At 57.8% G+C, this 23299-nt stretch carries 19 protein-coding genes; 12 read left to right on the top strand and 7 right to left on the bottom strand.

Features of this window, described 5'->3' with window-relative positions; translation table 11 throughout:
* Positions 1 to 16 precede the first annotated feature (16 nt).
* Entirely contained in the window at positions 17 to 1918 is a 1902-nt protein-coding gene (locus tag ACOOHD_RS02445; protein WP_420459976.1) for a mucoidy inhibitor MuiA family protein, read from the top strand.
* Between the two features lie 55 nt (positions 1919 to 1973).
* Entirely contained in the window at positions 1974 to 3062 is a 1089-nt protein-coding gene (locus ACOOHD_RS02450; RefSeq protein WP_420459977.1) for an AAA family ATPase, read from the top strand.
* Here ACOOHD_RS02450 and ACOOHD_RS02455 read toward each other — a convergent pair.
* The 3 genes from ACOOHD_RS02455 to ACOOHD_RS02465 form a co-directional block, all read right to left on the bottom strand.
* Complete coding sequence (locus tag ACOOHD_RS02455) at positions 3054 to 3896, bottom strand: glycoside hydrolase family 16 protein (RefSeq protein ID WP_420459978.1); 843 nt, start codon at positions 3894 to 3896, stop codon at positions 3054 to 3056. The two genes, ACOOHD_RS02450 and ACOOHD_RS02455, sit on opposite strands and share 9 nt — an antisense overlap.
* A 149-nt stretch (positions 3897 to 4045) precedes the next feature.
* Positions 4046 to 5320, bottom strand: a complete 1275-nt coding sequence (locus ACOOHD_RS02460; protein WP_420459979.1) for a peptidoglycan DD-metalloendopeptidase family protein — start codon at positions 5318 to 5320, stop codon at positions 4046 to 4048.
* Positions 5321 to 5379: 59 nt separating this feature from the next.
* Positions 5380 to 6858, bottom strand: coding sequence for a tetratricopeptide repeat protein (locus ACOOHD_RS02465; protein WP_420459980.1), 1479 nt, complete (start codon positions 6856 to 6858; stop codon positions 5380 to 5382).
* Positions 6859 to 7014: 156 nt separating this feature from the next.
* On the opposite strand from ACOOHD_RS02465, the gene serC reads away from it, so the two are divergent.
* The 5 genes from serC (at position 7015) to ACOOHD_RS02490 (ending at position 15500) form a co-directional block, all read left to right on the top strand.
* Positions 7015 to 8091: a 3-phosphoserine/phosphohydroxythreonine transaminase gene (gene serC, locus ACOOHD_RS02470; RefSeq protein WP_420459981.1), complete on the top strand. Its 1077-nt coding sequence runs from the start codon at positions 7015 to 7017 to the stop codon at positions 8089 to 8091.
* Positions 8092 to 8284: 193 nt separating this feature from the next.
* Positions 8285 to 8494: a hypothetical protein gene (locus ACOOHD_RS02475; protein WP_420459982.1), complete on the top strand. Its 210-nt coding sequence runs from the start codon at positions 8285 to 8287 to the stop codon at positions 8492 to 8494.
* Between the two features lie 140 nt (positions 8495 to 8634).
* A complete protein-coding gene (locus ACOOHD_RS02480; protein ID WP_420459983.1) occupies positions 8635 to 9303 on the top strand; it encodes an HAD family hydrolase in 669 nt (222 codons plus the stop codon).
* 110 nt (positions 9304 to 9413) lie between these two features.
* On the top strand, positions 9414 to 12494 hold the full coding sequence (locus tag ACOOHD_RS02485) for a T9SS type A sorting domain-containing protein (protein WP_420459984.1): 3081 nt from the start codon (positions 9414 to 9416) through the stop codon (positions 12492 to 12494).
* 102 nt (positions 12495 to 12596) lie between these two features.
* Positions 12597 to 15500 carry a TonB-dependent receptor domain-containing protein gene (locus ACOOHD_RS02490; RefSeq protein ID WP_420459985.1) on the top strand — a complete coding sequence of 968 codons (2904 nt, stop codon included), beginning with the start codon at positions 12597 to 12599 and terminating at the stop codon, positions 15498 to 15500.
* An 88-nt stretch (positions 15501 to 15588) separates the two neighbouring features.
* Here the strand turns inward: ACOOHD_RS02490 and ACOOHD_RS02495 are convergent, their stop codons facing one another.
* On the bottom strand, positions 15589 to 16014 hold the full coding sequence (locus ACOOHD_RS02495; protein ID WP_420459986.1) for a hypothetical protein: 426 nt from the start codon (positions 16012 to 16014) through the stop codon (positions 15589 to 15591).
* Positions 16015 to 16443: 429 nt separating this feature from the next.
* Here ACOOHD_RS02495 and ACOOHD_RS02500 point away from each other — a divergent pair, with 429 nt between their 5' ends.
* Together ACOOHD_RS02500 and ACOOHD_RS02505 are read left to right on the top strand one after the other, a co-directional pair.
* Positions 16444 to 17937, top strand: a complete 1494-nt coding sequence (locus ACOOHD_RS02500; RefSeq protein ID WP_420459987.1) for a biopolymer transporter TolR — start codon at positions 16444 to 16446, stop codon at positions 17935 to 17937.
* A gap of 57 nt (positions 17938 to 17994) precedes the next feature.
* Complete coding sequence (locus tag ACOOHD_RS02505) at positions 17995 to 19083, top strand: CgeB family protein (protein WP_420459988.1); 1089 nt, start codon at positions 17995 to 17997, stop codon at positions 19081 to 19083.
* A gap of 10 nt (positions 19084 to 19093) precedes the next feature.
* On the opposite strand, the gene ACOOHD_RS02510 is transcribed toward ACOOHD_RS02505, so the two are convergent.
* Complete coding sequence (locus tag ACOOHD_RS02510; protein WP_420459989.1) at positions 19094 to 19603, bottom strand: iron-sulfur cluster co-chaperone HscB C-terminal domain-containing protein; 510 nt, start codon at positions 19601 to 19603, stop codon at positions 19094 to 19096.
* 161 nt (positions 19604 to 19764) lie between these two features.
* Positions 19765 to 21108, bottom strand: a complete 1344-nt coding sequence (gene rseP, locus ACOOHD_RS02515; RefSeq protein WP_420459990.1) for an RIP metalloprotease RseP — start codon at positions 21106 to 21108, stop codon at positions 19765 to 19767.
* Between the two features lie 196 nt (positions 21109 to 21304).
* On the opposite strand from rseP, the gene ACOOHD_RS02520 reads away from it, so the two are divergent.
* From ACOOHD_RS02520 to ACOOHD_RS02530, 3 genes are read left to right on the top strand one after another with little or no spacing between them, the layout of a single operon-like run.
* Complete coding sequence (locus ACOOHD_RS02520) at positions 21305 to 22012, top strand: MotA/TolQ/ExbB proton channel family protein (RefSeq protein WP_420459991.1); 708 nt, start codon at positions 21305 to 21307, stop codon at positions 22010 to 22012.
* A 19-nt stretch (positions 22013 to 22031) separates the two neighbouring features.
* A complete protein-coding gene (locus tag ACOOHD_RS02525; protein ID WP_420459992.1) occupies positions 22032 to 22433 on the top strand; it encodes an ExbD/TolR family protein in 402 nt (133 codons plus the stop codon).
* Between the two features lie 11 nt (positions 22434 to 22444).
* Complete coding sequence (locus ACOOHD_RS02530) at positions 22445 to 22837, top strand: ExbD/TolR family protein (protein WP_420459993.1); 393 nt, start codon at positions 22445 to 22447, stop codon at positions 22835 to 22837.
* Here the strand turns inward: ACOOHD_RS02530 and ACOOHD_RS02535 are convergent.
* Positions 22790 to 23284 carry a hypothetical protein gene (locus ACOOHD_RS02535; protein WP_420459994.1) on the bottom strand — a complete coding sequence of 165 codons (495 nt, stop codon included), beginning with the start codon at positions 23282 to 23284 and terminating at the stop codon, positions 22790 to 22792. The genes ACOOHD_RS02530 and ACOOHD_RS02535 overlap by 48 nt on opposite strands.
* Positions 23285 to 23299 lie beyond the last annotated feature (15 nt).

Here is a 23299-nt window from a genome sequence, read left to right on the forward strand (position 1 = left end):
GGTTAAAACTACTCCTATGCTTAATCTACTGACTCGCCTTTTTTTCCTGATTCTTTGCACCTGCGGCCCCGCCCTCTGTGGCGCGCAGAAAAAACTCCCTATATCATCCAGCACCAGGCACGTCACGGTCTATCGGGCGGGCGCGCAGGTGCAACGAAGTGGGGAGGTGGACCTGCCCACCGGTCGGACTACCCTCATTGTTGGCGGTCTGAGCAGTGGCCTGAACCCGGCCAGTATACAAGCAAGCACCCAGACCGGCGGGGTGTTGATCCTCAGCGTAAGTCACCGACTACGTTTTCCGGAGCTGGTAGAAGATAGTCCCGAACGCGAGGACATCTATACCCGCATCGAGCGCTTGGAAGACCGCCGCCGCCGCCTACTCACCGAAGTCGAAATTGCCCAGGAAGAAGAAGCGCTGCTGCACGAAAACCGAAAACTGGCCAGCTCTGAGCGGGGACTCAGCGCTGCCGATTTACAGGAGGGCGTACGCTTTTACCGAGAGCGTATCGCAGTCATCAAGCGGAGCTACCTGGCACTAGGCGATAGCCTGCGCGACAACGACGAGCGCCGCGAATTACTTCAACGCCAACTCGCCAAGCTGGGTGAGACGGAGCGGGCACCGGCTACGAGTGAGGTAGTGGTACTCGTAGAGGCTGAACGGGCTGTGCGGGCTGCCTTCGACCTTAGGTATTTGGTGGCCGATGCCGGCTGGACGCCCGAGTACGACGTGCGCGTGGAGTCGGTCGACCAGCCCATCGACCTGCGTTACCACGCCAGGGTGCAGCAATCTAGCGGGGAGGATTGGACGGACGTGCGCCTAAGTCTTTCTACCGGTGACCCGCGGGAATCGGCCGAGGTGCCCGAGTTGCAGGTATGGCGACTGCGGGACGGGCAACTGCCGCCGGTGTACCCCACGGAGATACCGGGTAATTCTACGGTGGCGATACGCGAGGTGTCGGGTACGGTGACGGACCGTGAGGGTATCGGTATGATCGGGGCCACGGTCATGGTCACAGGAACAGACATTGGTACGGTGACGGACATCGACGGTCGATATACGCTGGAGGTTCCCGAAGCGGGAAGTACACTGACGGTGAATTACCCAGGGTATGACCCGGCTGTAGCTCCTATTTCGAGCGCTACGGTACATATTGTTCTTCAAGAAAGTATCACGCAACTGGAAGAGGTTGTGGCCTACGAGCAGTTGCGGGGGCGGGTAGCTGGATTGGACATCGAAGGTAAACGCCAAAAAGCGGCAGGAGCCGAGCTAGCCCCGCCCCCCGTCCCCACCCAGACCCAGCGCCGCGCCACCACCCTCACCTTCGCCATCGAACTACCCTACACCATCCCCTCCGACGGCAAGGACCGCCGCGTGGAGATCAAGCAGTACGCCATCCCCGCCGAGTACCGTCACCTGACCGTGCCGAAGCGGACGGAGGAGGTCTACTTATCGGCTGTAATTCGCGACTGGGAGCAGTACGACCTAGTCAGCGGCGATCTGCAACTTTTCTTTGAGGGCACCTACCTGGGTACCTCCGTGCTGGACGTGACCAAGACGGCCGATAGCCTAAGCCTCTCCCTCGGCCGTGACGCTAGCGTGATCGTCTCCCGGGAGCGTAACGAGGACTACCAACGGAATACCGGCCTATTTAATAGTAAGCGCACCGACAGCCGCGGCTGGATCATCGCCGTGCGCAACACCAAGCGCCAGCCGATCCGGCTCACCCTCGTGGATCAGGTGCCGGTCAGCGCCCAGGGCAGTATCGACGTTGATACGGACCTGCCTGACGATGCTCAGTTCGACGGGGAGACCGGTGAGGTCACCTGGCAGTTCGACCTGGCCCCGGATACGGAGCGGAAGGTGAGCTTTGGCTATAGCGTCCGGTATGGTGCGTACGAACGGGTGTACTTGGAGTAAGGGCACTGCCTGATGCAGATGCACTACCTTGCTACCTGCACCCTGCTCACTCCCCATGCTCGACCGTATCTACATTGCCGCCACCTCCCAGCACGTCGGTAAGACCACCTGTACCCTCGGCCTCATGGCCGCCATCCGCGAGCGCGGGCACAAGGTGAGCTACTGCAAGCCCGTGGGGCAGGAGTGGGTGGAGCTCGGCGGACTCCAGGTCGATAAGGATGCGCTGCTCTTTGCCCGCGGTATGGACTTCGAGCTGAAGGCCGAGCTGCACAGTCCGGTTATTATCGGTAGCGGGGTGACGGCGCGGTACCTGGACGATCCGGCCGAGTACGGCTTTAATCGGGCCATCACGAAGGCGAGCCGTAGGCTACAGACCAATAATGAGGTCGTGATTTATGAGGGGACCGGCCACCCGGGGGTAGGCAGCGTCTGCGACGTCAGCAACGCCCAGGTCGCTCAGCTGCTCGATGCCCCCGTGGTGATGGTCGTAGAAGGAGGTATCGGCAGTACCATCGATAAGCTCAACCTGAACCTGGCGATGTTCCGTGAGCGACGCGTACCGGTGAGGGGGGTGATTGTCAACAAGACCCGCCCCGCCAAACTCGAAAAGGTGCGCCACTACGTGGGCAAATACTTACAAAAAACGGGCATCCCCCTGCTCGGCGTACTTCCCTTTGAGCAGGTACTCAGTAATCCCATCATGGCCTCCATTCGCGAATCCCTCAAGGGCCATACCCTACTCAACAAAGATGGCCTCGACAACCAAGTCGAGCATATTGCCAGCGGTAGCCTTCTGGCGCAGGAAGAAGTCGAAAACCTGCGCAACCTACTGGTGATCGTCAGCCACCGTCGCCTTGACGAGGCCCTCAGTGCCCTTCAGAGCATCCTGCAGGACCGTGGCCTGCCCGGCAGCACCATCTCCGGCGTCGTCGTCACCGGTCTACTAGATGAGGAGCCCCACCTGCCGCACACCGACTTCCTTAACGCCCACAACATCCCCGTCGTCGCCTGCCCGCTCGATACCTACGGAGCAGCCGTGCGCATCAGCCAGATGGAGGTAAAGATCAACCTGAAGACCCCGTGGAAGATCCGCCGCGCCGTCGAGTTAATCGAGGAGCACGTGGATATGGATCTGTTATTGTAAGCTATACACCCGCACGTAGTCCGCCAGCAGCTCCTGGGGAAACACGGTCGTGCTATCCGGACTGCCCGGCCAGTTGCCCCCTACGGCTAGGTTAATGAGCAGGTACTGGGGGGCGTTGAAGGGGTAGGGCTGACCGTTCGCGGCGGCCTCCGCGGCGGTAAAGCGGTGGTAGCGCTCGCCGTCCAGTAGCCAGTCGATAGTATCGCGGCGCCAGTCGATGGAAAAGGTATGGTAGGCCTCGTGGAAGGGGGCGGACCCCTCCAGACGAGTGCTATCGCCGGCGTAGCGGTGGTTGTCGCGCCAGTCCCTACCGTAGTGGGCCGTGCCGTAAAGTACGTTGGGTTGGTGGCCGAGGTATTCCATGATGTCGATCTCGCCGCAGGCAGGCCAGCCCTCACGTTCCGGAAACCCGGCACCGAGCATCCAGATCGCCGGCCAGATGCCCTGCCCGATCGGCAGTTTGGCGCGGGCGTCGATGCGGCCGTAGAGGAACTCCTGCTTGTCGTTGGTAGTCAGGCGCGAGGAAGTATAGCTACGGTTGTCGAAGTCTTCGCGGCGGGCGGTGATGACTAGCTTGCCATCGCGTAGCTCGGTGTTGTTTGGGCGGTAGTACTCGAGCTCGTTGTTGCCCCAGCCGCTGCCGTCGTTGTTGTAGCCGGTGCCGGTGAGGTAATTCCAGTTGGTGGTGTCCAAGTTGCCGCCGTCGAATTCGTCCGACCAGGTGAGGCGGTAGCCAGGGTAGGGGGTGGCAGCGTCGCGGGCTACGGTGGAGGTGGGCTTCGAGGCGCAGCTTATTAGGAGCAGTAAGGCGAGGTAATGGAGTGCTTGCGGCATCTGGAAACCTGTTAGAATTATTCCCCCCAAGATACAAGGTCGAGCGGCCTCTGGCCCGAGCAGAGCCATTGTGCAGTACACCGTAGTTACTTTGTTCAGATGTTGTAGCCTCGGGCCAGAGGCCGCTCGTCCTTGGTGCGTGGTGCCACTTACTTAGCCGGTCCCTCGATAGGCTCTCCCACGCTATTCAACTGCTCCAGGTAGGCATCACGTACCGCGAAGAACTCCGGGAGATATTCCTCCGGCATGGGTTCGTTGTCCTGAAAGTCCATCTTGGTGTGGTCGACCTGCTTGCCGTTGTCCCAGAAGCGGAAGCAGACGTGCGGACCGGTAGCCAGCCCCGTACTTCCCACGTAGCCGATCACCTCGCCCTGCTTTACGCGCCGGCCGACCTTCATGCCCACCGCCCGCTTTTGCATGTGCAGGTACTGGGTGTCGAAGCGCTTGTCGTGGTGCAGCTTGACGAAGATGCCATTGCCGCGGGTACGACCGGAGCGACTGACCGTACCGTCGGCCACCGCCACGATGGGCGTGCCGTAGGGAGCCGCGTAATCGGTGCCGAGGTGGGGTTTTACCCGCCGCTGCACGGGGTGGAAGCGCCGTAGGTTGTACTTACTGCTGATGCGACTGTAGCGTACTGGTGCCTTCAGAAAGGTCGACTTCATGGGCTGCCCGTCGAGGCCGAAGTAGCCCGCCTGAGTTTCATCGGCGCTCTCGAAGTAGAAGGCGTAGATGTCCTTACCGCCCGTACTGTAGCGCGCCGCCTGCACCTTGCCGAAGCCAGCTTCCTCGCCGTGTACGTACTCCTGCTCGTACACGAGTTGGAAGGCATCACCTTTGTGGACGTGGTAGAAGTCGACCGACCACTGTAGCGCATCCTCCATTTTTTCGGTGAGAGCGAAACTGTGTCCGGCACCCACCATGGCATTCCACAGCGAGCTTTCGATCCTGCCGGCGGCTAGCTCCTGTCTCAGCAGCACGGGATGCTCCACGTACTCATCGCGCCCACCGCGCTGCAGGTCGAGGCGTAGGTAGCGGTACACATTAGGCGCGTACACCAGAAAGTCCGGGCCCTCGGTATCGGGGTCATCGAGTAACTCGTACGTGCGCCCGGCCCGCAGGTTGCGCACATCGAGCAACTCATTGAAGTTGCCGGCCGCCACGAAGGCATCTTCGGGGTGCATACCGGTTGCCAGCAGGATATCCGAAAGCGTCTGCCCGTACTGTATAGTATCGTGGCGGACGCTAAAGGTGTCCAGTGCCAGGCCGTAGCGTACGGTGGGCTCTACGATCGGAAAGGCGTTGCCGCTGAGTTGGGGAGCGCCGGGCGCGGGGGCTACGGCGGTGAGGCTCGTGCCAATCGCTACGGCGACTAACAGTAAGCCGGCAACGAGAGCCGGTAAGCGTAAGGAAGGTGAATGCACGATGGGAGCTGCTAAGTGGTAGAAAGGGAGGTAGGCAAATATAACTAACCCCGTCCTACCTAGGGTGTCCGCACCCGCGTGGTCTCCTGGATCCAGCACCCCACCGTATAGGACTGCCCCTCTGAGATGCCGCGCTGAAAAATGTCCGACTTCGAGGGCATGTACTGGGTATAGCGGCCGATGAGCTGATTGGCCTTGCCCGCCACGCTGCCATCTACCGACTTGGCACGCTGCCACATATCGATGGCCGGCCAGGTCACCACCTGGGAGTCGAACCCGGTCCCGGGGCCACACAGCGGACCGCTACTGGCGTAGAGCGTACCGATGAGCATGTAGGGCTCGCCGGAATTCGGGTTGGCCGCGGCCGATTTACGGGCCATCGCGCGGGCCTGGGAGAAGTTACGCAGGTTGCTGTAGTACACCTTGGCCGCGGTGAGGTAGTAGCGCCCCTTCCGCTCCGGGTCGGTCGCCTCGTCGCCCGCCTGCTCGAAGAGTTTGACGGCTTCGCTGGAGTTACCGTTCTGCAGGGCATCGTAGGCTTGCCGCAGGATGTTTCCGCCCCCGCCGGAGCTGGGGTTGGCCGCGGCAATCTCCTGCCGCTTGGTTTCGTAGGCGGCCGCTACGGCCTGGAACTCCGGCCGGTCCTCGGCACAGTCCGCCCACTTCAGGCGACTGTAGGTGGTGGTGATCACGTCTACGTCGTCGGAGCTCTCCTGGAAGTCCGGGTAGTACTCCTCCACGTAGTAATCGCAGTCGTAAAAGCCCTTTACCGTCTCGAAATACTGTAGGCTGCTCGGTGCGTAAGCCTCAATGGTTTGCCAGGCCTGACACATTTCGCCCTCGCACTCGGCCAGTCCCTTGTCGAGGCGCGTCATCAGGGCGGTAGCCACCTCCTTGGCCTCTGCGTCGTCGATCTTATCGGCCTCGTGCATATCCACCACCAGGCGCGACATTGGGTTGACGATGAAGTACTGGAAATCCTCCGGACCGTCCATCTCGATACTCTCCTTGAAGAGCTCGTAGATCTCCTCGTCCGTCGCCGAGCCAGGGTAGGTATAGTAGCTGTCGAAGGCCTGTAGACCGGCCATATACCCATCGCTCGGGTAGCACTCCCGCGCCTGCTCGTAGAGCTGAATGATGGAGTCGCCGTACACCTCCTTCTTGTCCGGATTTTGCTGAATCAGGTAGTTGTAAAACGCTACGCCATCGGTGTACACTGTGGGGCGGCGGCCATCCGCGGCGGGGCTTTCGGCGTAGACCTGCCGCCAGACCTGCAGGGCCCGGTCCATCTCCTGGGCCTTGAGGGCGGCACGGTAGATGACGTAGTTGGTCTCGGCATCGTCTGGACTGCGCGCATCGCTGAATTTGCGGCAGCTACTCAGTTCCTCCCCCCCGGCGGCCGGTGTGGTGGTCGAGGTAGTGGGCGGGGACGCCGGTGCAGTCTCCGTAGCGGAGGGGCCGGCAGCTTTCGGGGTGCAGGCTACACTCAGGAGCGCGAGCAGCAGAATGGTGGCAAGGAGGGAAAAGATTCCTTTCATATCGGTTTTGCGGGTTGGTGCGACAATATAAGGATGCATTTCGGGCTCGTAGTGGTGCGTTTTCTTCTGCCACCCGCGCGGCACCCGCGGCCCCGCAAAACAAACTTTCCCGGCTCCCCCGCATTTGTCTAATTTCGCCCCACAATTGCATGCCCCATGACCAGCACGAACGTCCTCAAGAAGATTAATTTTAGCGCCGGACCGGCCATTCTACCCGCCTCGGTGCTGCAGCAGGCCTCGCAAGCCGTAGCCGATCTGGACGGTAGTGGCCTTTCGATCCTGGAGATCAGCCACCGCTCCGATGCCTTCGACAGCGTGCTCATCGAGACCGAAGCCCTGGTGCGCGAGCTGATGCAGGTGGGCGACGAGTACGGCGTACTTTTCCTCTCGGGTGGGGCCAGCACCCAGTTTTTCTATACGGCCATGAACCTGCTCAACCCCGACGAGACGGCCGGCTTCCTCGACACCGGTGCCTGGAGCGCTAAGGCCATCAAGGAGACGAAGCTATTCGGAAAGGTGAACGTGATTGCCAGCTCCAAGGACACGAACTACGACCACATCCCCACTGGCTATACCGTGCCCGAGGGCCTGAAGTATGTGCACGTAACCAGCAACAATACCATTTTCGGTACGCAGTTCCGGGAGTGGCCCGAGACCTCCGCGCCGCTGGTGGCCGATATGTCGTCCGACATCCTCAGCCGCGAGATCCCCCTGGAGCGCTTCGGACTGATCTACGCCGGGGCCCAGAAGAATCTCGGCCCGGCCGGCGTCACCCTCGTGATCGTGCGCAAGGACCTGCTCGGCACCGTCCAGCGAGACCTACCCAGTATGCTCGACTACCGGGTACACATTGCCGGTGGCAGCACCTTCAACACCCCGCCGGTTTACCCCATCTACGTGACCATGCTTACCCTGCGCTGGGTGAAGGAGCAGGGTGGGGTAGCGGCCATGCAGCAACACAACGAGCGCAAGGCCAAGCTGCTCTACGACGAGATCGATCGCAACCCGAAATTCCGCGGCACGGTAGCCAATGAGTACAGCCGTAGTATGATGAACGTCACCTTCGAGTGTACGAATGAGGCTGACACCCAGGCGTTTCAAGAGGCGGCCGAGGCGGCGGGCCTGGATGGGATCACGGGGCACCGGAGCGTGGGGGGCTTCCGGGCTAGTATTTACAACAGTATGCCGTACGAGGGGGTGGAGGCTTTAGTGAAGGTGATGCGGGAGTTCTGAGTGCGCAGCTCCGCTGGTGTATAGGGTTCAAACCACAGAGAACACAGAGAGACGCAGAGGTTGCCGTCACGCATGTGCCAAAGGCACAAACTCTGTGTTCTCTGCGTCCTCCGTGGTTGAATTTCAGCGCCGCTAGGCGCACCCACGTCTAGGTTTGCTAAATCTCCGTAAAACACTTATATTCGCGGTCGCTATGCCACCCAAGAAATTTAAACTACTCTCCGTTTTTGCGGTACTCCTCTTCCTGAGCGCCAGTTGCTCCGGCTTTTTGGTCGGCCGCACGGTGCGCCTGCACGAGGAGGGTAAGTTCGAGCAGCTCCAGGAAGTGAGTAAGCCCATTATTGATGCGGGCGCTATCCTTCACCGGGGGGTGGAGGTGGTTAAGCGGGTGGTGCTGAGGTGATTTACCATTTACGGATGTACCAATTACCATGTACCATTTGTGGGGCAGCTCCCTGCGGTCGTGGGTAGTACTTTGGCGCCGTTTGCCGCCTAGACGAGCGAAGCGAGCAGAGCCTACAAATCGTAAATCGTACGTCGTAAATGGTAAATCGTAAATTTCTGGGGCTCCTCTGCGACCTAGACGGCACCCTAGCTGACTCCGAGCCGCTGCACTGTCAGGCCTGGCTCGATACCCTCTCTGAAGAGTTCGGTATTCATTACGACGCACACTGGTTCGAGCAGTGGATCGGTACCAGCGATAAGGTGCTGGCCCGGCACGAGGTAGAAGTGGATGGCTTGCCCATCACGGTGGAGGAGCTGATTGCAAAAAAGCAGAAGCGGTACCACGATGCGGTGGCTACGGACGGGAGGACGTTTACCGGCGTAGACGAGGCGCTGGGTAGGGTAGTGGCGGCGGGCTTTCCGCTGGCGATTGCGACGAATAGCGGGCGCAAGGACGCGGACGTCATGATTGCGGCGGCTCGCCTGGAGCGCTTTACGCCTATCAGCGTGACGGCCTCCGATGTGGAGCACATGAAACCAGCCCCGGATATTTACCTTCTGGCCGCCGAACGGCTAGGCCTGCCGGCCGATCAGTGCATTGCTATTGAGGATAGTGGCCCCGGCGGCGAGGCGGCCCGCGCGGCAGGCTGCTACCTAATCGGACTGACAGACAAGGTGAAGGGGGCCGACGAGCGCATGGATGACAACGCCGGGGCCATCCTTAGAGCCCTCGAGTTGCTGGAGCGTGTACCTGCTCCGCGCGGCTGACGCAAACTTAGTCTAGACGTAACAATAAGTTAACGCACTTCGTACCTGGAGTTCACGGTGCTGGTGGACCTTTGCGGCGGATTAACGCTCAAAGAACCAATACAGCTCCTATGAAACAAAGAATTACCCTTACCCTTGCTGCGCTGCTGCTTTCGGTGGTGGTGTTTGCGCAGGAAACTATTATTGTCGAAGACGGCGATCTGCAGGGCGGTCAGGATTACACCTGGTCTGCCGACAATGTGTACATACTAAATGGACTCATCTTCCTTGAGGAAGGAGGAACATTGACCATCGAGCCAGGAACCGTCATTCAGGGACGAAACGAAGATGCCGTAACTACGGGCGACAACACTTCGGCGCTCATCATTACGCGGGGCGCGCAAATCTTCGCGAGCGGTGAGGCGGACAATCCGATCATCTTCACCGCGGAAGGGGACGATATGGATGATCCAAGCGATCTGACCAGTACTGATCGTGGAGAATGGGGTGGCCTCATCATTCTTGGCAATGCAACCATTGCTCGTCCTGATGGCGAAGATGGCATCGAGGGCATTGATGCCGACGAGGAACGTGCCCGCTTTGGAGGTGACGACGATGAGGATAATAGTGGCGTAATCCGCTACGTATCCATTCGCCACGGTGGTGCGCAGTTAAGCACGGACAATGAAATTAATGGCCTTACGCTTGGTGGCGTTGGCTCCGGTACCACTATTGAGTACGTCGAAATTTTCGCCAACCTCGATGACGGCATCGAGTGGTTTGGTGGTACGGTCAGCGTAAAGTATGCCTCGGTTGCTTTCTGTGGCGACGATGGGATGGACTACGACTTTGGCTGGCGTGGTAATGGACAGTTCTGGTTTGTACTACAGGGCCCCGGGGATGGTACCGGCCGGTCCGGGGAGCACGACGGAGCCAATCCCGACGGGCAATCACCCTTTAGCCAGCCTACGATCTACAACGCTACCTACGTAGGTATCGGTGAAGAGGGTACTGCCACGGGAGGTGACGCTAATCGGGCCTTACCGCTATCCGTACTCTTTCGCGATAATGCCGGTGGGTTTTACTACAATTCCATTTTCACCGGTTTCAACGGAGCTGCTATCGCGGTAGAGGATCGGACCGATTCAGATGAAGATTCTTACGCTCGGTTTCAAGCGGGTGATCTTGACTTCGTCGACAACATGTTCGAAGATTTTGCCGGCGTCGCCGAATCAGATCAAATTTTTTTGGCAGTAGATCAGGACGAGGTTATTCTTCCTGCTTCAACGACAATCTTCGCCGCCGCTGTTCTTGAGGACAACGAGGTTGGTACAACTGGGATCGCTGGACTGAGTCGCATGCCCGATGGTGGGTTAGACCCCCGGATTAATGCTGATGGCGAAGCACTCAGCGGCGGTGAGCCCAACGGCGACGATGACTTTTTTTCCGTCGTTTCCTACCGGGGTGCTTTCGGTAACCGAGTGAATTGGTTGCAGGGTTGGACTGCCCTGAGTGATTACGGTTACCTGGGTGACCTCGTCGATGAGGTAGAAATCGGCGAATGTGTTACTATCACGGACGACGACCTGCAGGGCGGTCAGGATTACACCTGGGAAGCCGACAGCTGCTACACGCTCGATGGTCTGGTGTTCCTCGAAGCGGATGGAACGCTTACGATAGAAGCCGGCACTAAGATTTATGGTCTGAACGGAGATTTGACTACTACAGGAGATAACACTTCTGCACTCATTATTACCCGTGACGCGCAAATCTTCGCTGAGGGCACAGCTGATAGTCCCATTATTTTCACCGCATCTGGCGATGATACGGAGGATGCGGACGACTTTGATGAGAACGATCGCGGTGAATGGGGAGGACTTATCATTCTCGGTAATGCTACCATCGCCCGCCCCGACGGGGAGGATGGCATTGAAGGGATTGATGCCGACGAGGAGCGTGCACGCTTTGGCGGCGATGATGACGAGGACAACAGTGGTACGCTTCGCTATGTGTCTATTCGGCACGGTGGTGCACAGCTGAGCACAGATAATGAGATCAATGGCCTGACGCTTGGTGGTGTCGGTTCCGGCACGACGATGGACTACATCGAAGTGTTTGCTAACCTAGACGATGGAATCGAATGGTTCGGTGGCACCGTCCGCATTGACCACGCTGCAGTATCCTACTGTGGTGATGATGGTATGGACTACGACTTCGGCTGGCGCGGTGGTGGGCAGTACTGGTTCGTACTCCAAGGTCCAGGCAATTCTACCGGTCGCTCCGGTGAGCATGATGGAGCAAGCCCTGACAACCAGGAGCCTTTCAGTAATCCGACTATCTACAACGCTACCTATATTGGCATTGGAGAAAACGGCATGGCTACTGGGGGTGATGCAAACCGATCGCTTCCCCTCTCGGTAATCTTTCGCGACAACGCCGGCGGACACTACAACAACTCTATCTTTACCGACTTTAATGGTGCCGCTATCGGTATCGAAGACCGCACGGATACCGATGTGGATTCGTACACCAACTTCCTCAACGGTGATCTGAGCGTTTGCAACAGTATTTTCTTTGGTTTCGGTGCCGGCGAGAAGCCTGAGGACATTTTTCTAGCCGTCGATCAGGATGAAAACGTTGTTGAGGCTTCCACTACCGAGGTAGCGGCTGGGTTCATGGAATGCGGTAACCGGATCATCGATCCGGCCCTGAACAGCATTTCGGATCGTGATGCTAACGGCTTCATCGACCCCCGGCCCTTCGCCTTCGACTCTACCGCCACCCAGGGTGCCCCCGAAGCAGGGGAAGACTTCGAATCCGTAGCCTACTACGGCGCCTTCGCTCCCGGTTCCACCAGCGACAATGACCGCACCTGGCTATCGGGTTGGACGGAGCTTTCTACTTCGGGACTGATTGTGGACTTTACTAACAGCATTGGTACCCAGCAGGTCGCTGGTTATCTACTCGACGCTCCCTCCCCGAATCCTTCTTCCCAGTTGGTGACTGTAGGGTTTGAACTGCCTCGTGGCGGTAAGGTTACGCTCACGGTGATGGACTTCGTAGGTCGTCCTCTTGCAGTAAGCACCCGGCAGTACAGTGTGGGTCAGCAGCAAGAAACGATTAAGGTTGCTAACCTGCCCAACGGAACTTACCTCATCGTACTGGACACCGAGGGTGGGCGCTTACTTCAGAAAATGGTAGTCGCTCACTAACCGATGCCTACCTGCTATTCGACTATAATCTTCCATGGGATGGTCGGAGATTCGTCTTCCGACCATCCCTACATCTAGTGCACAATTAAACATAGTTTTCCCATGCTTAATCGCATCACGGCGATCCTAGCCCTCTTGCTGGTTTCCGCCCCCTCCTTAATGGCGCAGAAAGGCGCTATATCCGGTACGGTATACGACGAAGATGGTTTTCCAATGCTCGGAGCCAACGTAGTTATTGAAGGTACTACTGAGGGAGCCCAAACCGACTTCATTGAAGGTAAATATCAATTTCAGACCGCTCCGGGCACCTATACGCTCGTTGCCTCCTACGTGGGCTACGAAAATCAAACTATTGAAGGAGTAACCGTAGCGGCTAACGAAACGACCCTACTCGACATCACCTTCGCGGAGGATACCGGAGTTGAGTTAGATGTAGATGTAACCGTAACAGCGCAGGCGCTAGAACGGGGCGAAGTTGCGGTCATGAAACTGCGGCAAAACAGCGATAAAGTGCAGGACGTGATTTCCAGTCAGGAAATCCAGCGTCTTGGAGCGGGAACCGCCGCTGCCGCTCTTACGAAAGTGACAGGAACTACTGTGGTCGATGGTAAATACGTGTATGTGCGCGGCCTAGGAGACCGCTACAGCGCCACCACCCTGAACGGACTACGGATTCCTAGCATCGATCCTTACCGCAACTCCGCGCAGTTAGATCTGATCCCTACAAACGTGCTGGACAATATTGTAGCCAGCAAAACTTTTACTCCTGATTTACCCGGAGACTTCACCGGCGGTAGTGTCAACATTAAAATCAAAGCATTACCGGAACGGTTTACCTGGGGGCTAAGTGCTTCGGCTAGTTATAATCCACAGGGAAACTTCCGCGATGACTTTCTCTCCTTCGACGGCGGAGACCTGGCCGGACTAGGATATAATGATGGAACGCTGGATGGACCGGCAATCCTCAACGATCCTCGGCTTGCAGACCTTGGAGTGTTGGCAAGTAATGCCGACCGTCGGGCACGCACAGATGAGGAACTCGCGGGCCTAGTGGAGGACGTAGCTAATAATTTTGGTAACGCCTTCAATGTGGACCGCATCAACACCGGGCCGGACTATAGTTTTAGCGGCAACATCGGTAACCAGTTTACCCTGGGTACTATGCCTCTAGGCGTCTTTGCATCTCTAAACTATAGCCGTAGTTTCGAGCAGTACCAAAATGGTACCCGCGGCAACTATGTCAATCCCGGGGGGGGAGCCGACGGCCTACAGGAGATTTTCGATCTCAACGATAATAAGAGCGTGGAAAGCGGGCAGTTGGGAGGCATGTTTGCCCTCACGCTGCGCCCTTCCGCTTCCAATAATCTGACTTTCTATACAATCTACAGTCATCAGGGATTCCTGGAAGGTCGTATCTTACAGGGCAGCAACGAAAGTAAAGGAGCGGGAGGTACGGAAGATAATTTCTACCGTTCCCAAGCTAGCACCTTTCTTGAGCGGGAGCTGATCAACTACGTCGTGCAGGGTGACCATACGCTCACCGGACTCGGTAACACGAAAATTGAATGGACCGCAAACTACGTGAACAGTGCGCAAAACGAGCCCGACCTTCGCTTTGCCGAATACATTCAGCAGGATGATAACTTCATCATCGATCCCAGTCAATTCAGCCGGCCCAGCAGGTACTTTCGCGATCTAGCCGACGACACGTACCAGGGTAATTTAGACGTCACCATCCCTGTGCTACAATCCCGTAGTCGGGGCAACGCAATCAAGTTTGGAGGAAGTTATTCCACCAAATCGCGTGACTTTAATGAGCGTATATACGCCTACGAGAATGACCGTGGCACTTCATTTAGCCAGGCCGGGGGAGACTTTGACGTTTTCTATGGCCCCGATAATTTAGGTGTCATCGAGCAAACTACCAGTCGCAATACCATTGGGGTGTACATTTTTGATAACAGTAACCCCGCTAATAGTTACACTGGAAATTACGACGTAGCCGCCGCCTACAGTATGTTCACCTATGAGGTAAGTCCAAAACTGAAAGCCATTGTAGGCTTGCGAGCAGAATCGACCAATATCCTGGTGGAAAGCTCGATTGTTGATATTCAACGCGACCGAGAAAATCCCGATCAACGCGTTATTGACGACAACACTGCCAACATCGATACCCTCAACTTCATGCCCGCGGTGAACCTGGTCTACAAAATCGGTGAAAACAGTAACCTTCGGGGTAGCTTCACCCAAACTGTGGCTCGGCCAAATATGCGGGAAGTCGCACCCTTCGGAGCTTTCGGCTTTTTGGGTGAACCTCCTATCTTCGGTAATCCCGATTTAGTTCTAACTAGTATAGATAACTATGATCTGCGATACGAGATATTTCCAAATGCAGGAGAGGTCATTGCATTCAGCGCCTTTTACAAATCTTTCCGCGATCCCATCGTACAGACCTTCCGCCTCAGTGGCGAGCAGCAGTTTACGTGGACAAACTCCGAAAGCGCCAACCTTTACGGAATTGAGATGGAATTTCGGAAATCGTTAGGGTTTATCACCTCCGCACTCGCTAACTTTACCATCAGTACTAACCTCGCACTCATCGAGTCAGAACAAGAGGTAGACGCGGACGAGGTACGGATCGCCCGAACCGTAGACCCCGAGTTCAGCGCCACCCGCCCCTTCAACGGGCAATCAAACTATGTCATCAACGCCAACCTCGGTTACAATGATGTGGACCGCGGCTGGGATGCCATTATCGCCTATAACTACTTCGACGATCGTCTCCAGAGTATAGGCGCTGTTGGTAGTCCCGACGTATTCGAACGCGGGCGTGCGCAGTTGGACCTGTCCATCTCTAAGCAGATTAATAATTTCAAACTTAGCCTGCGGGCTCGCAACCTGCTGAATCCTGCCTACGAAGCCTACTCCGACTTCGATCGCACCTACATTTTCCAGAGCTACGAGCGCGGCCGAGAAATCAGCTTCGGCATCAGCTACGGCATGTAAGCTCACTCCCCAAGACGCACTAGATTACAATTTGTAGTCCCATTTTCACGCCTCCCGTACCTGTACGGGGGGCGTTTTTATTGCTGGACTACCCTCGTGTCTGTTGTGCCTCCAGCCGCTCGGTGCCCGCTATCCGATCATGTAACAGCCGGTGCCCATCACTAAACAACGCGTACAACAGTAGCCATGGCAAGACAAATAATGTCACTGCTTTGACCACTGAGCGCAGTACCCGCACGTCGTAAGTGGGTAGCTGCCCGGTCGCCTGGTTGAGCACGCGGCCACGGATGCGAATCAGGGCCGAATGGTAATCAACAATCGTCCAGTACACGCTGGTGAATACCACCGTCCAGAGGCCAATGGCGGCGTAGTCTTCCAGCAGCAGAGCGAACCACTCGCCAGGGTAATAAACCATGGGGTCTTCACCCCGGAACAGGTATACCTGTACGCCCACTATGGCGAGCATGACGGCACAGTCGAGTAGGTAGAGGAAGTAGCGGCTGAAGATGCCCATGATGGATCGATGATTAGTGGAGGATAAAGGTGGCGGTCCACTCCCCACCGACCAAATCTATTCGACCAATGGGCGGTGAGGCTAGACGTAATGTACGCATATTAGTGTAATGCCCCGGTGTATCGTATGGCGTCACGAAATAACTAAGGTGTTGATTGTGAGTGCCTTACGATATTTTGGGGCGACGTTCTAACGTTCCGGCAAGCCGCTAACGGGTGTTTGACTGTCCTTTTTCCCCCGCCCGCCGCACCAGAACTTTGCCTTCGTCAAAACGCACCACCTATGTCTACTTTATTCTTCCTACGTAAGCGTCATCTCTTCGTTTTTCTGTTACTGAGCTTCACCCTGGGCATCATCGCCGGATACGTATAGCCGCACGCCGTAACTTCGGGCGGGGTCGCAGGTGCCACCCCGGTAAAACTGACCGGTATGCGTATATCGCTGTTGTTAATGCTTTCGCTGATGGGTAGTCTGCTACTAGGGCAGGAGCTCGGCTTATTCACGACGGCTACCGATGTGGGTAGCGTGAGCCGACCGGGGACTACCCGCTACGATAGCCTCGAACAGGTGTACACCCTGCAGGGTGGGGGAGGGAACGTCTGGTTTGATCGCGACTCCTTCCACTATGCGTACCGGGAGCAGGTGGGGGATGTGATCCTGCGGGCGCGCGCCCGCTTCGTGAGCCCCGGAGGACACCCCCACCGTAAACTCGGATGGATGGTGCGGGCGAGTACCGATTCCGACGCGGCTATGCTAGTGGCTACGGTACACGCCGATGGGCTTACCTCCCTACAGTACCGCCGCCAAACCGGCGGAGATATTGAGGAGCTACGGGCCGAACTGGATAGTGCGGCCGTTATCCAGTTAGAGCGCCGCCAAGACACCTTCATCATGCGCGTGGCGCGTGATGGGGAGCTGTTCGAGACGGTGACCCTGCCCGGAATGGAGCTGCCCGATACGGCGCTCGTCGGACTCTTCGTGTGTGCCCACGACGATGCGGCACTGGAGACGGCTGACTTCGACAACGTGCGGATCGTGGTGCCGCCCCCGGCTGATTTTCAGACCTATCGTGACTATCTGGGTAGTCATATCGAAGTGATGAATGTGGGGAGCGGGCGGCGTAAGATCATTCATTCCGGACCCAATTCGCTACAGGCCCCCAATTGGACCCCGAACGACCAAACGCTGATCTACAACAGTGAGGGATTACTGTACCGCATTGCCCCCGACGGCGGCACCCCCGAAGAGCTACCCACCGGCACGGTGCGCGCGAATAACAATGACCACGTACTGTCCTTCGACGGCGAGATGCTGGGTATCAGCAGTTCGAGCGGTGCGGAGGGAGAGGGCTCACTGGTCTACACGGTACCCGTGAGTGGCGGTGAGCCAAAACGCATCACGCAGCAGGGGCCGAGCTACCTGCACGGCTGGTCGCCCGACGGGCAGTGGCTGACCTATACGGCTGAGCGCGGCGGGCAATTTGATATTTACAAGATACGTAGCGACGGCAGCGGGGAGGAGGTACAACTCACTGACCAGTCCACCCTCGACGATGGCTCGGAGTACAGCCCCGACGGCGAGTACATCTACTTCAATAGTGCCCGCACCGGCTCGATGGAGTTGTGGCGTATGCGCCCGGATGGGAGCGAGCAGGAGCAGCTTACGGACGATGCGTTGCAGAACTGGTTCGCGCACGTGTCGCCGGACGGTCAGTCGCTAATCTTCATTTCCTACGAGCCAGAGGTGCCTGCCGGCGATCATCCCTTCTATAAGCAGGTGTACCTGCGGACCATGCCGATTGGTGGGGGTACACCACGGGTGGTCGCCTACGTGTTTGGCGGGCAGGGGACGATGAACGTGCCGAGTTGGTCGCCCGACGGAAAACATGTAGCTTTCGTGAGCAATAGTGGTGGGATCAACTAGGCGTTGGACGCTTTAAAGCGTCCAACGCCTTAGCGTCCACCGCCTTACCTTGTGCTAGTGAGCCTCACCCACCACACCCTCGACGTCGTCATGATCGGCCGCTCGATCCTGAGCAGCTCCCGCAACCCCGTAGCCGAGCTATACCGGGGGCTGATCAACGAGCTGGCCCACCGGGGGCACCGTACAACCTATCTGGAACCCTATGACTTCGGCGGCATCGCCCACCGCGATATGCTGCGCTCGCCCTACTGCGAGGTATGGACCTATGGCGACGTGGATACCTTACTGGAGGAATACCTGCCGGCCATCCAGTCGGCCGATCTGGTGCTGCTGGGTAGCGATGTACCCGAGACCGATCGCATCGCCCAGTGGATCTGTAACGAGGCGCGCGGCATCACGATCTACTACGACACCGACCTGGCACGGACGGCCCGGGTGCTGGCCTCCGGGGAAGACTGCGGCAATTGCTTGAGCCGCGATTCGGTAGGTAGTTTTCACCTTTATTTATCTACAACCGGCGGGCCGGCCCTGGAGCAACTGGCCCGCATTCACGGTATGCCCTGCGCCCGGCCGCTTTACGAAAGCATCGATCCCTTCGCGTTCTACCGCATGGACATCGACAAGAGCTACGATCTGGGTTTCATGGGTAATTTTAAGACGGAGCGCTACGACCTTATCGAGGCACTGCTCCTGGCTCCGGCCCGTACTACCCCCAACCGCCAATTCGTATTGGCCGGCGACAACTACCCCGACAGCCAGGCCTGGCCGCAGAACGTGACCTACTTAGAGCATTTGCCGCACACCAACCACGTGGACTTTTACAACCGCCAGGCCTGTAGTCTCGTGCTTGGGCGCAATGACCGCCGGACACTCGGCCACACCCCCTCCCGTCAGCTGCTGGCCGCGGCCGCCTGCGGGGTACCGGTCCTGACCGCGGAGTGGGATGGCATCGGGGAGTTTTTCGAAGATCGGCGCGAACTCTACTGCGTAGCCAGCCAGCAGGACGTGCTCGACATCCTTTATGGTACCGACGAGACTACGCGGCGGCGGGTCGGCAGTTTCGCTCGGGCGCGGGTATTAGCAGACCACACCACCTCCCACCGCGCCGAGCAACTACTTAGCTACTGGCAGGAGGTAGCCGACTGATCGACAGCCATCAGATTTTCTCGCGCAGTCGCAGCAGGTAGCGCCGCTTGAGGTAGTAGTTCTTAAGCAGTTCGAGTTGAGCTGGAGTAGCGGTGGCATCATCGTAGGTATCGTATACCTCGGCGACCTCCTGGCGTAGGTCGGCTTCCAACTGATCGATCAGCCCCGTTACCTTCAATCGCGTCATGGGGTCGTCCTCAAATTCCAGCTCCATCAGCGCCTCGTTCACCTCCATGATCTCCATCAGAAAGTCCTGGGGCACCTGGTTGGTACCCTCCGCACCGAGTACCCCCTTCAGTTCCAGTAGGTGCCTCAGGCGTAGGTCCTCGTCGGCCAGCACCTTATACCCCTGGTTATTCTCGGTACTTTTTTCCAGCACCTTCTGTTGCGTGGTGGCGTCCTCCAGGGTATGGAAGTCGGGGTGGTAGCGTTTACTGTTGGCGTAGAAGGTCTTCTTCAGGGCGGCCTCGTCGATGGTAGGGGCGGGGGGGAGGTGGAAGAGGTGGAAGTAGTTGGTCAAGGGGTTAGGGGGTTAAGGAGTCAAGGGGTTAAGGAGTCAAGGTTGGGGATGCTCGCTTCGCTCGTCTGGGTAGTATGTTATTTATGGCGCAAAGCGCGACCGGAGGTTGCTTTGTACTGCCTGCCCTTAACCCCTTAACTCCCTAATTCCCTAACTCCTTGTTACCCATTGATCCACCGCCAGATATCCAGCCCATTCGCCAGCACCACTAGCCCCAGTACGATCACGAAACCGACCATCGTGGCCCGCTCCATGAACTTATCACTGGGCTTGCGGCCGCTGACGACCTCGTAGAGCAGGAACATAACGTGGCCGCCGTCGAGGGCGGGGATGGGCAGGAGGTTCATAAAGGCGAGGATGAGGGAGAGCGAGGCGGTCATGTACCAGAAGCGCTCCCAGACCCAGGTCTTACCGAACATGCCACCGATACTGGCAAAGCCGCCGAGGCTCTCGGTGACCTTGATCTTGCCGGCAAACATCTGCCCGAAGGCCTTGAATTGATCGCCCAGGAAGTTGATGCCCTGGTCGATACCGGCGGGGATGGCCTCGGCCAGGGTGTACTCCTGACGCTCGGTGTCGTAGAAATAGTCAGGAGGAGCTACGGCAACGCCCATGGTGCCCTCATCGGTGAGGGTAAGGTCCACCTGGCGGACGTGCTCGCTTTCCTTTGCCTTGACGCCGAGGCGGACGGCTTGTCCCTTTTTACTCTGCAACTGCTCAGTGACTTGGTCGAAGTACGGTGTGGACACCCCGTCAACGCTAACAATCTGGTCTTCAAACTCCAGGCCCGCCTCCTCGGCGGGGGTGTCTTCGCCGACGCGGGCTACGACCAGTGGTACGCGGGGCACGAAGAGGCGGGAATTCTTGTTCTCGTAGCGAGTGAGTAGATCGACCCACTTTGGGTCTACGTCGACAGTAGTTTCCGTGTCATTACGCTCCACTTCGATAGTGCGGGCGTTGTTGATGGCGATCTCGCGCAGTACGATGCGGTCGTTGAAACGCTCAAAGGGCACGTTGCCGACGCGCAGGATTTTATCCCCATTCTGTAGCCCGATCTCCTGGCCGAGGCTATCTACGGCAATGCCGGCCGTGATATTTTCCGCTGGAAAATACTCCTCGCCGTAACCAAAGAGCACGAGCCCGTAGATCAAAAAGCCGAGGATAAAGTTCACCGTCACCCCGCCAAGCATGATGATGAGTCGCTGCCAGGCTGGCTTAGAGCGGAACTCCCAGGGCTGGGGCTCCTGCTCCATCTGTTCCTTATCGAAGCTCTCGTCGATCATCCCGCTGATCTTGACGTAGCCCCCCAGCGGCAGCCAGCCGATGCCGTACTCGGTCTCACCGATCTGCTTTTTAAATAGACTAAAGCCGGGGTCGAAGAAGAGGTAGAATTTCTCCACCCGGGTGCCGAACAGTCGGGCGGGAAGGAAGTGACCGAATTCATGCAGCACGATGAGGATCGAAAGACTCAGAACGAGCTGCCCAACGGTAATTAAAGTATCCATGCGGTAAAGTTAGCCGCCCCGGGATTGGCATACCGGGGTGCTAAAGTAACCGCCCGGGTTTGGGATGGTTGAGCGTAATCAGTTCCCCTTTCTCGCCGCTGTGGTGAACGCCCCACCCAGATAATTTTACATTTGCAGCTACGTGTCGACATATCCACCCCCCGGATCACGTTACCCACCCGCTAAACACCGCTTGATGCTATCCGACGCTTTTCCTCTTCTTCTGCAGGCGCAGGGCACCGCCGGCCTGGATTCGCTCTCCGCCGCCCCCGTAGCCAATGAAAGTCTGCTCGACGTCCTACTGGAATCCGGCACCCTGACCATGATCATTGTCGGCATTCTGCTCGTCCTGTTCGTGATCGCCGTGTACATCTTTAGCGAGCGCTACATCACCATCAAGGCCGCTGGCTCCGACGACGAGGGCTTCATGGAGCGCATCCGCCGCGAAATCTCTACCGGCAATATGGCCAACGCCCGCGCCCTGTGCACCACTACCGATAGTCCCGTGGCCCGCATGGTGGACAAAGGTCTACAGCGTATTGGACGGCCGCTACGCGACATCGATGCGGCTGTGGAAAATGTTGGCAACCTGGAGGTCTTCCGCCTGGAAAAGGGACTAAGTACCCTGGCCAGCATCGCCGGTGCCGCCCCAATGATCGGCTTTTTCGGCACCGTGACCGGCATGATCAATGCTTTTTACGAGATGTCGAACGCCCAGAACATTACTCCCGACGTGCTGGCCGGTGGCATTTACTCGGCTCTGCTTACTACGGCAGCCGGGCTGTTCATCGGTATTCTGGCCTTCGTAGGCTATAACCTGCTGGTCGCTCAGGTAGAGCGCGTCGTCTACAAAATGGAACGCTCTACCACTGAATTTATGGATCTACTCCAGGAGCCTGGCTAAACCGCAAAATCCCAGACACATGGGCCTTAAACGATCGAATCGAGCGAACGCGCAGTTCAATATGTCGTCGCTGACGGACATCATCTTCCTGCTGCTCATCTTCTTTATGCTCACGTCCAACTTCGTGCAGATTCGGCCCTTTGACCTGCCGCAGTCGGACAGCCAGACCGTAGCGCCCACGAATATCGTCGTCGAACTAGAGGAATCGGGCGCGCTGCGCGTCAACAACATCGAAGTCTCCGAAGCCTCCGTGCTGGCCGCCCTCGGCGATGCCCTGGAGCAGACCAACAACCAGGCGGATGCCACCGTCACCATCGTAGCCGAGACCGGCGTGCCCTTCAGCCGCATCACCCCCATCATGAATCTAGCCGCCCAGCGCCGGGCCCGGGCCATCATCGCCACCCAGCCCCGGCAGGGATAACTCAGCTCCTCATGGCCCTTCAGAAACGCTCCAAGGTCAGTGCCGAATTCAATATGTCGTCGCTGACGGATATCATCTTCCTGCTGCTGATCTTCTTCATGCTTACCTCCACCGTCGTAGCTCCCAATGCACTGAACCTGAAACTTCCCGGCCGCGCCGACACTCCCGCCAGTCCGGATACTCGGCGGCTCGATGAAGTCCGTATCGACAACGAGGGGAGCTTGTTTTTCAACAACCGCCGCATCAGCACCGTGGAGCTGGAGGGGCAGCTACGGGGCCGGGCGGGCACGGGTTACAGCATGCTTATTGCCCCGGACCGAGAGGCTCCGGTGGAGGGCGTGGTAACGGTGATGGACCTAGCCATGCGGCTGGACATCAACGGCGTGCTGGCCGCCGAGGAATAGGGAAGCTACTTTGATCCGCCGTTTGAGGGTGATCGAGCCTGGAATACACGGGCCGTACTCGCTATTGCCCCACCACGGTCCGGTCAGTACCAGCTCCCCCTTGCGGTAGTCAACCCGTAGGTCATACTCCTTCATGCACCAGGAGATAGCTAGCCCCGCTTTGTTGTTGCGCAAAATTTCCGTTTCGGTGATGCGCCAACTACCGGCGGGAGTTTGGTAGCCGCTCAGTTTCATCTCCGCCTGTAGCTCCCCTAATTTAACGAAGGCCGTGCCCTTTACCGCCAGTCCGATTTGTTCCAGGTCGAAGTAGAGCTCGAACTTATCGGCGAAGCCCCCCTCATTCTGCAGGAGTAACCCGCTCCAGGTACCGGAAAGATCCTCCTTAACTTGCGCGGACGCGGGTGCCGTACACCAGAAGATTGCAAAGGAGAGAATTAAGTACCGCATGCGGAGAATTACGCA

The sequence above is a fragment of the Neolewinella sp. genome (assembly GCF_965214665.1).
In the GTDB taxonomy this organism is placed as follows: domain Bacteria; phylum Bacteroidota; class Bacteroidia; order Chitinophagales; family Saprospiraceae; genus Neolewinella.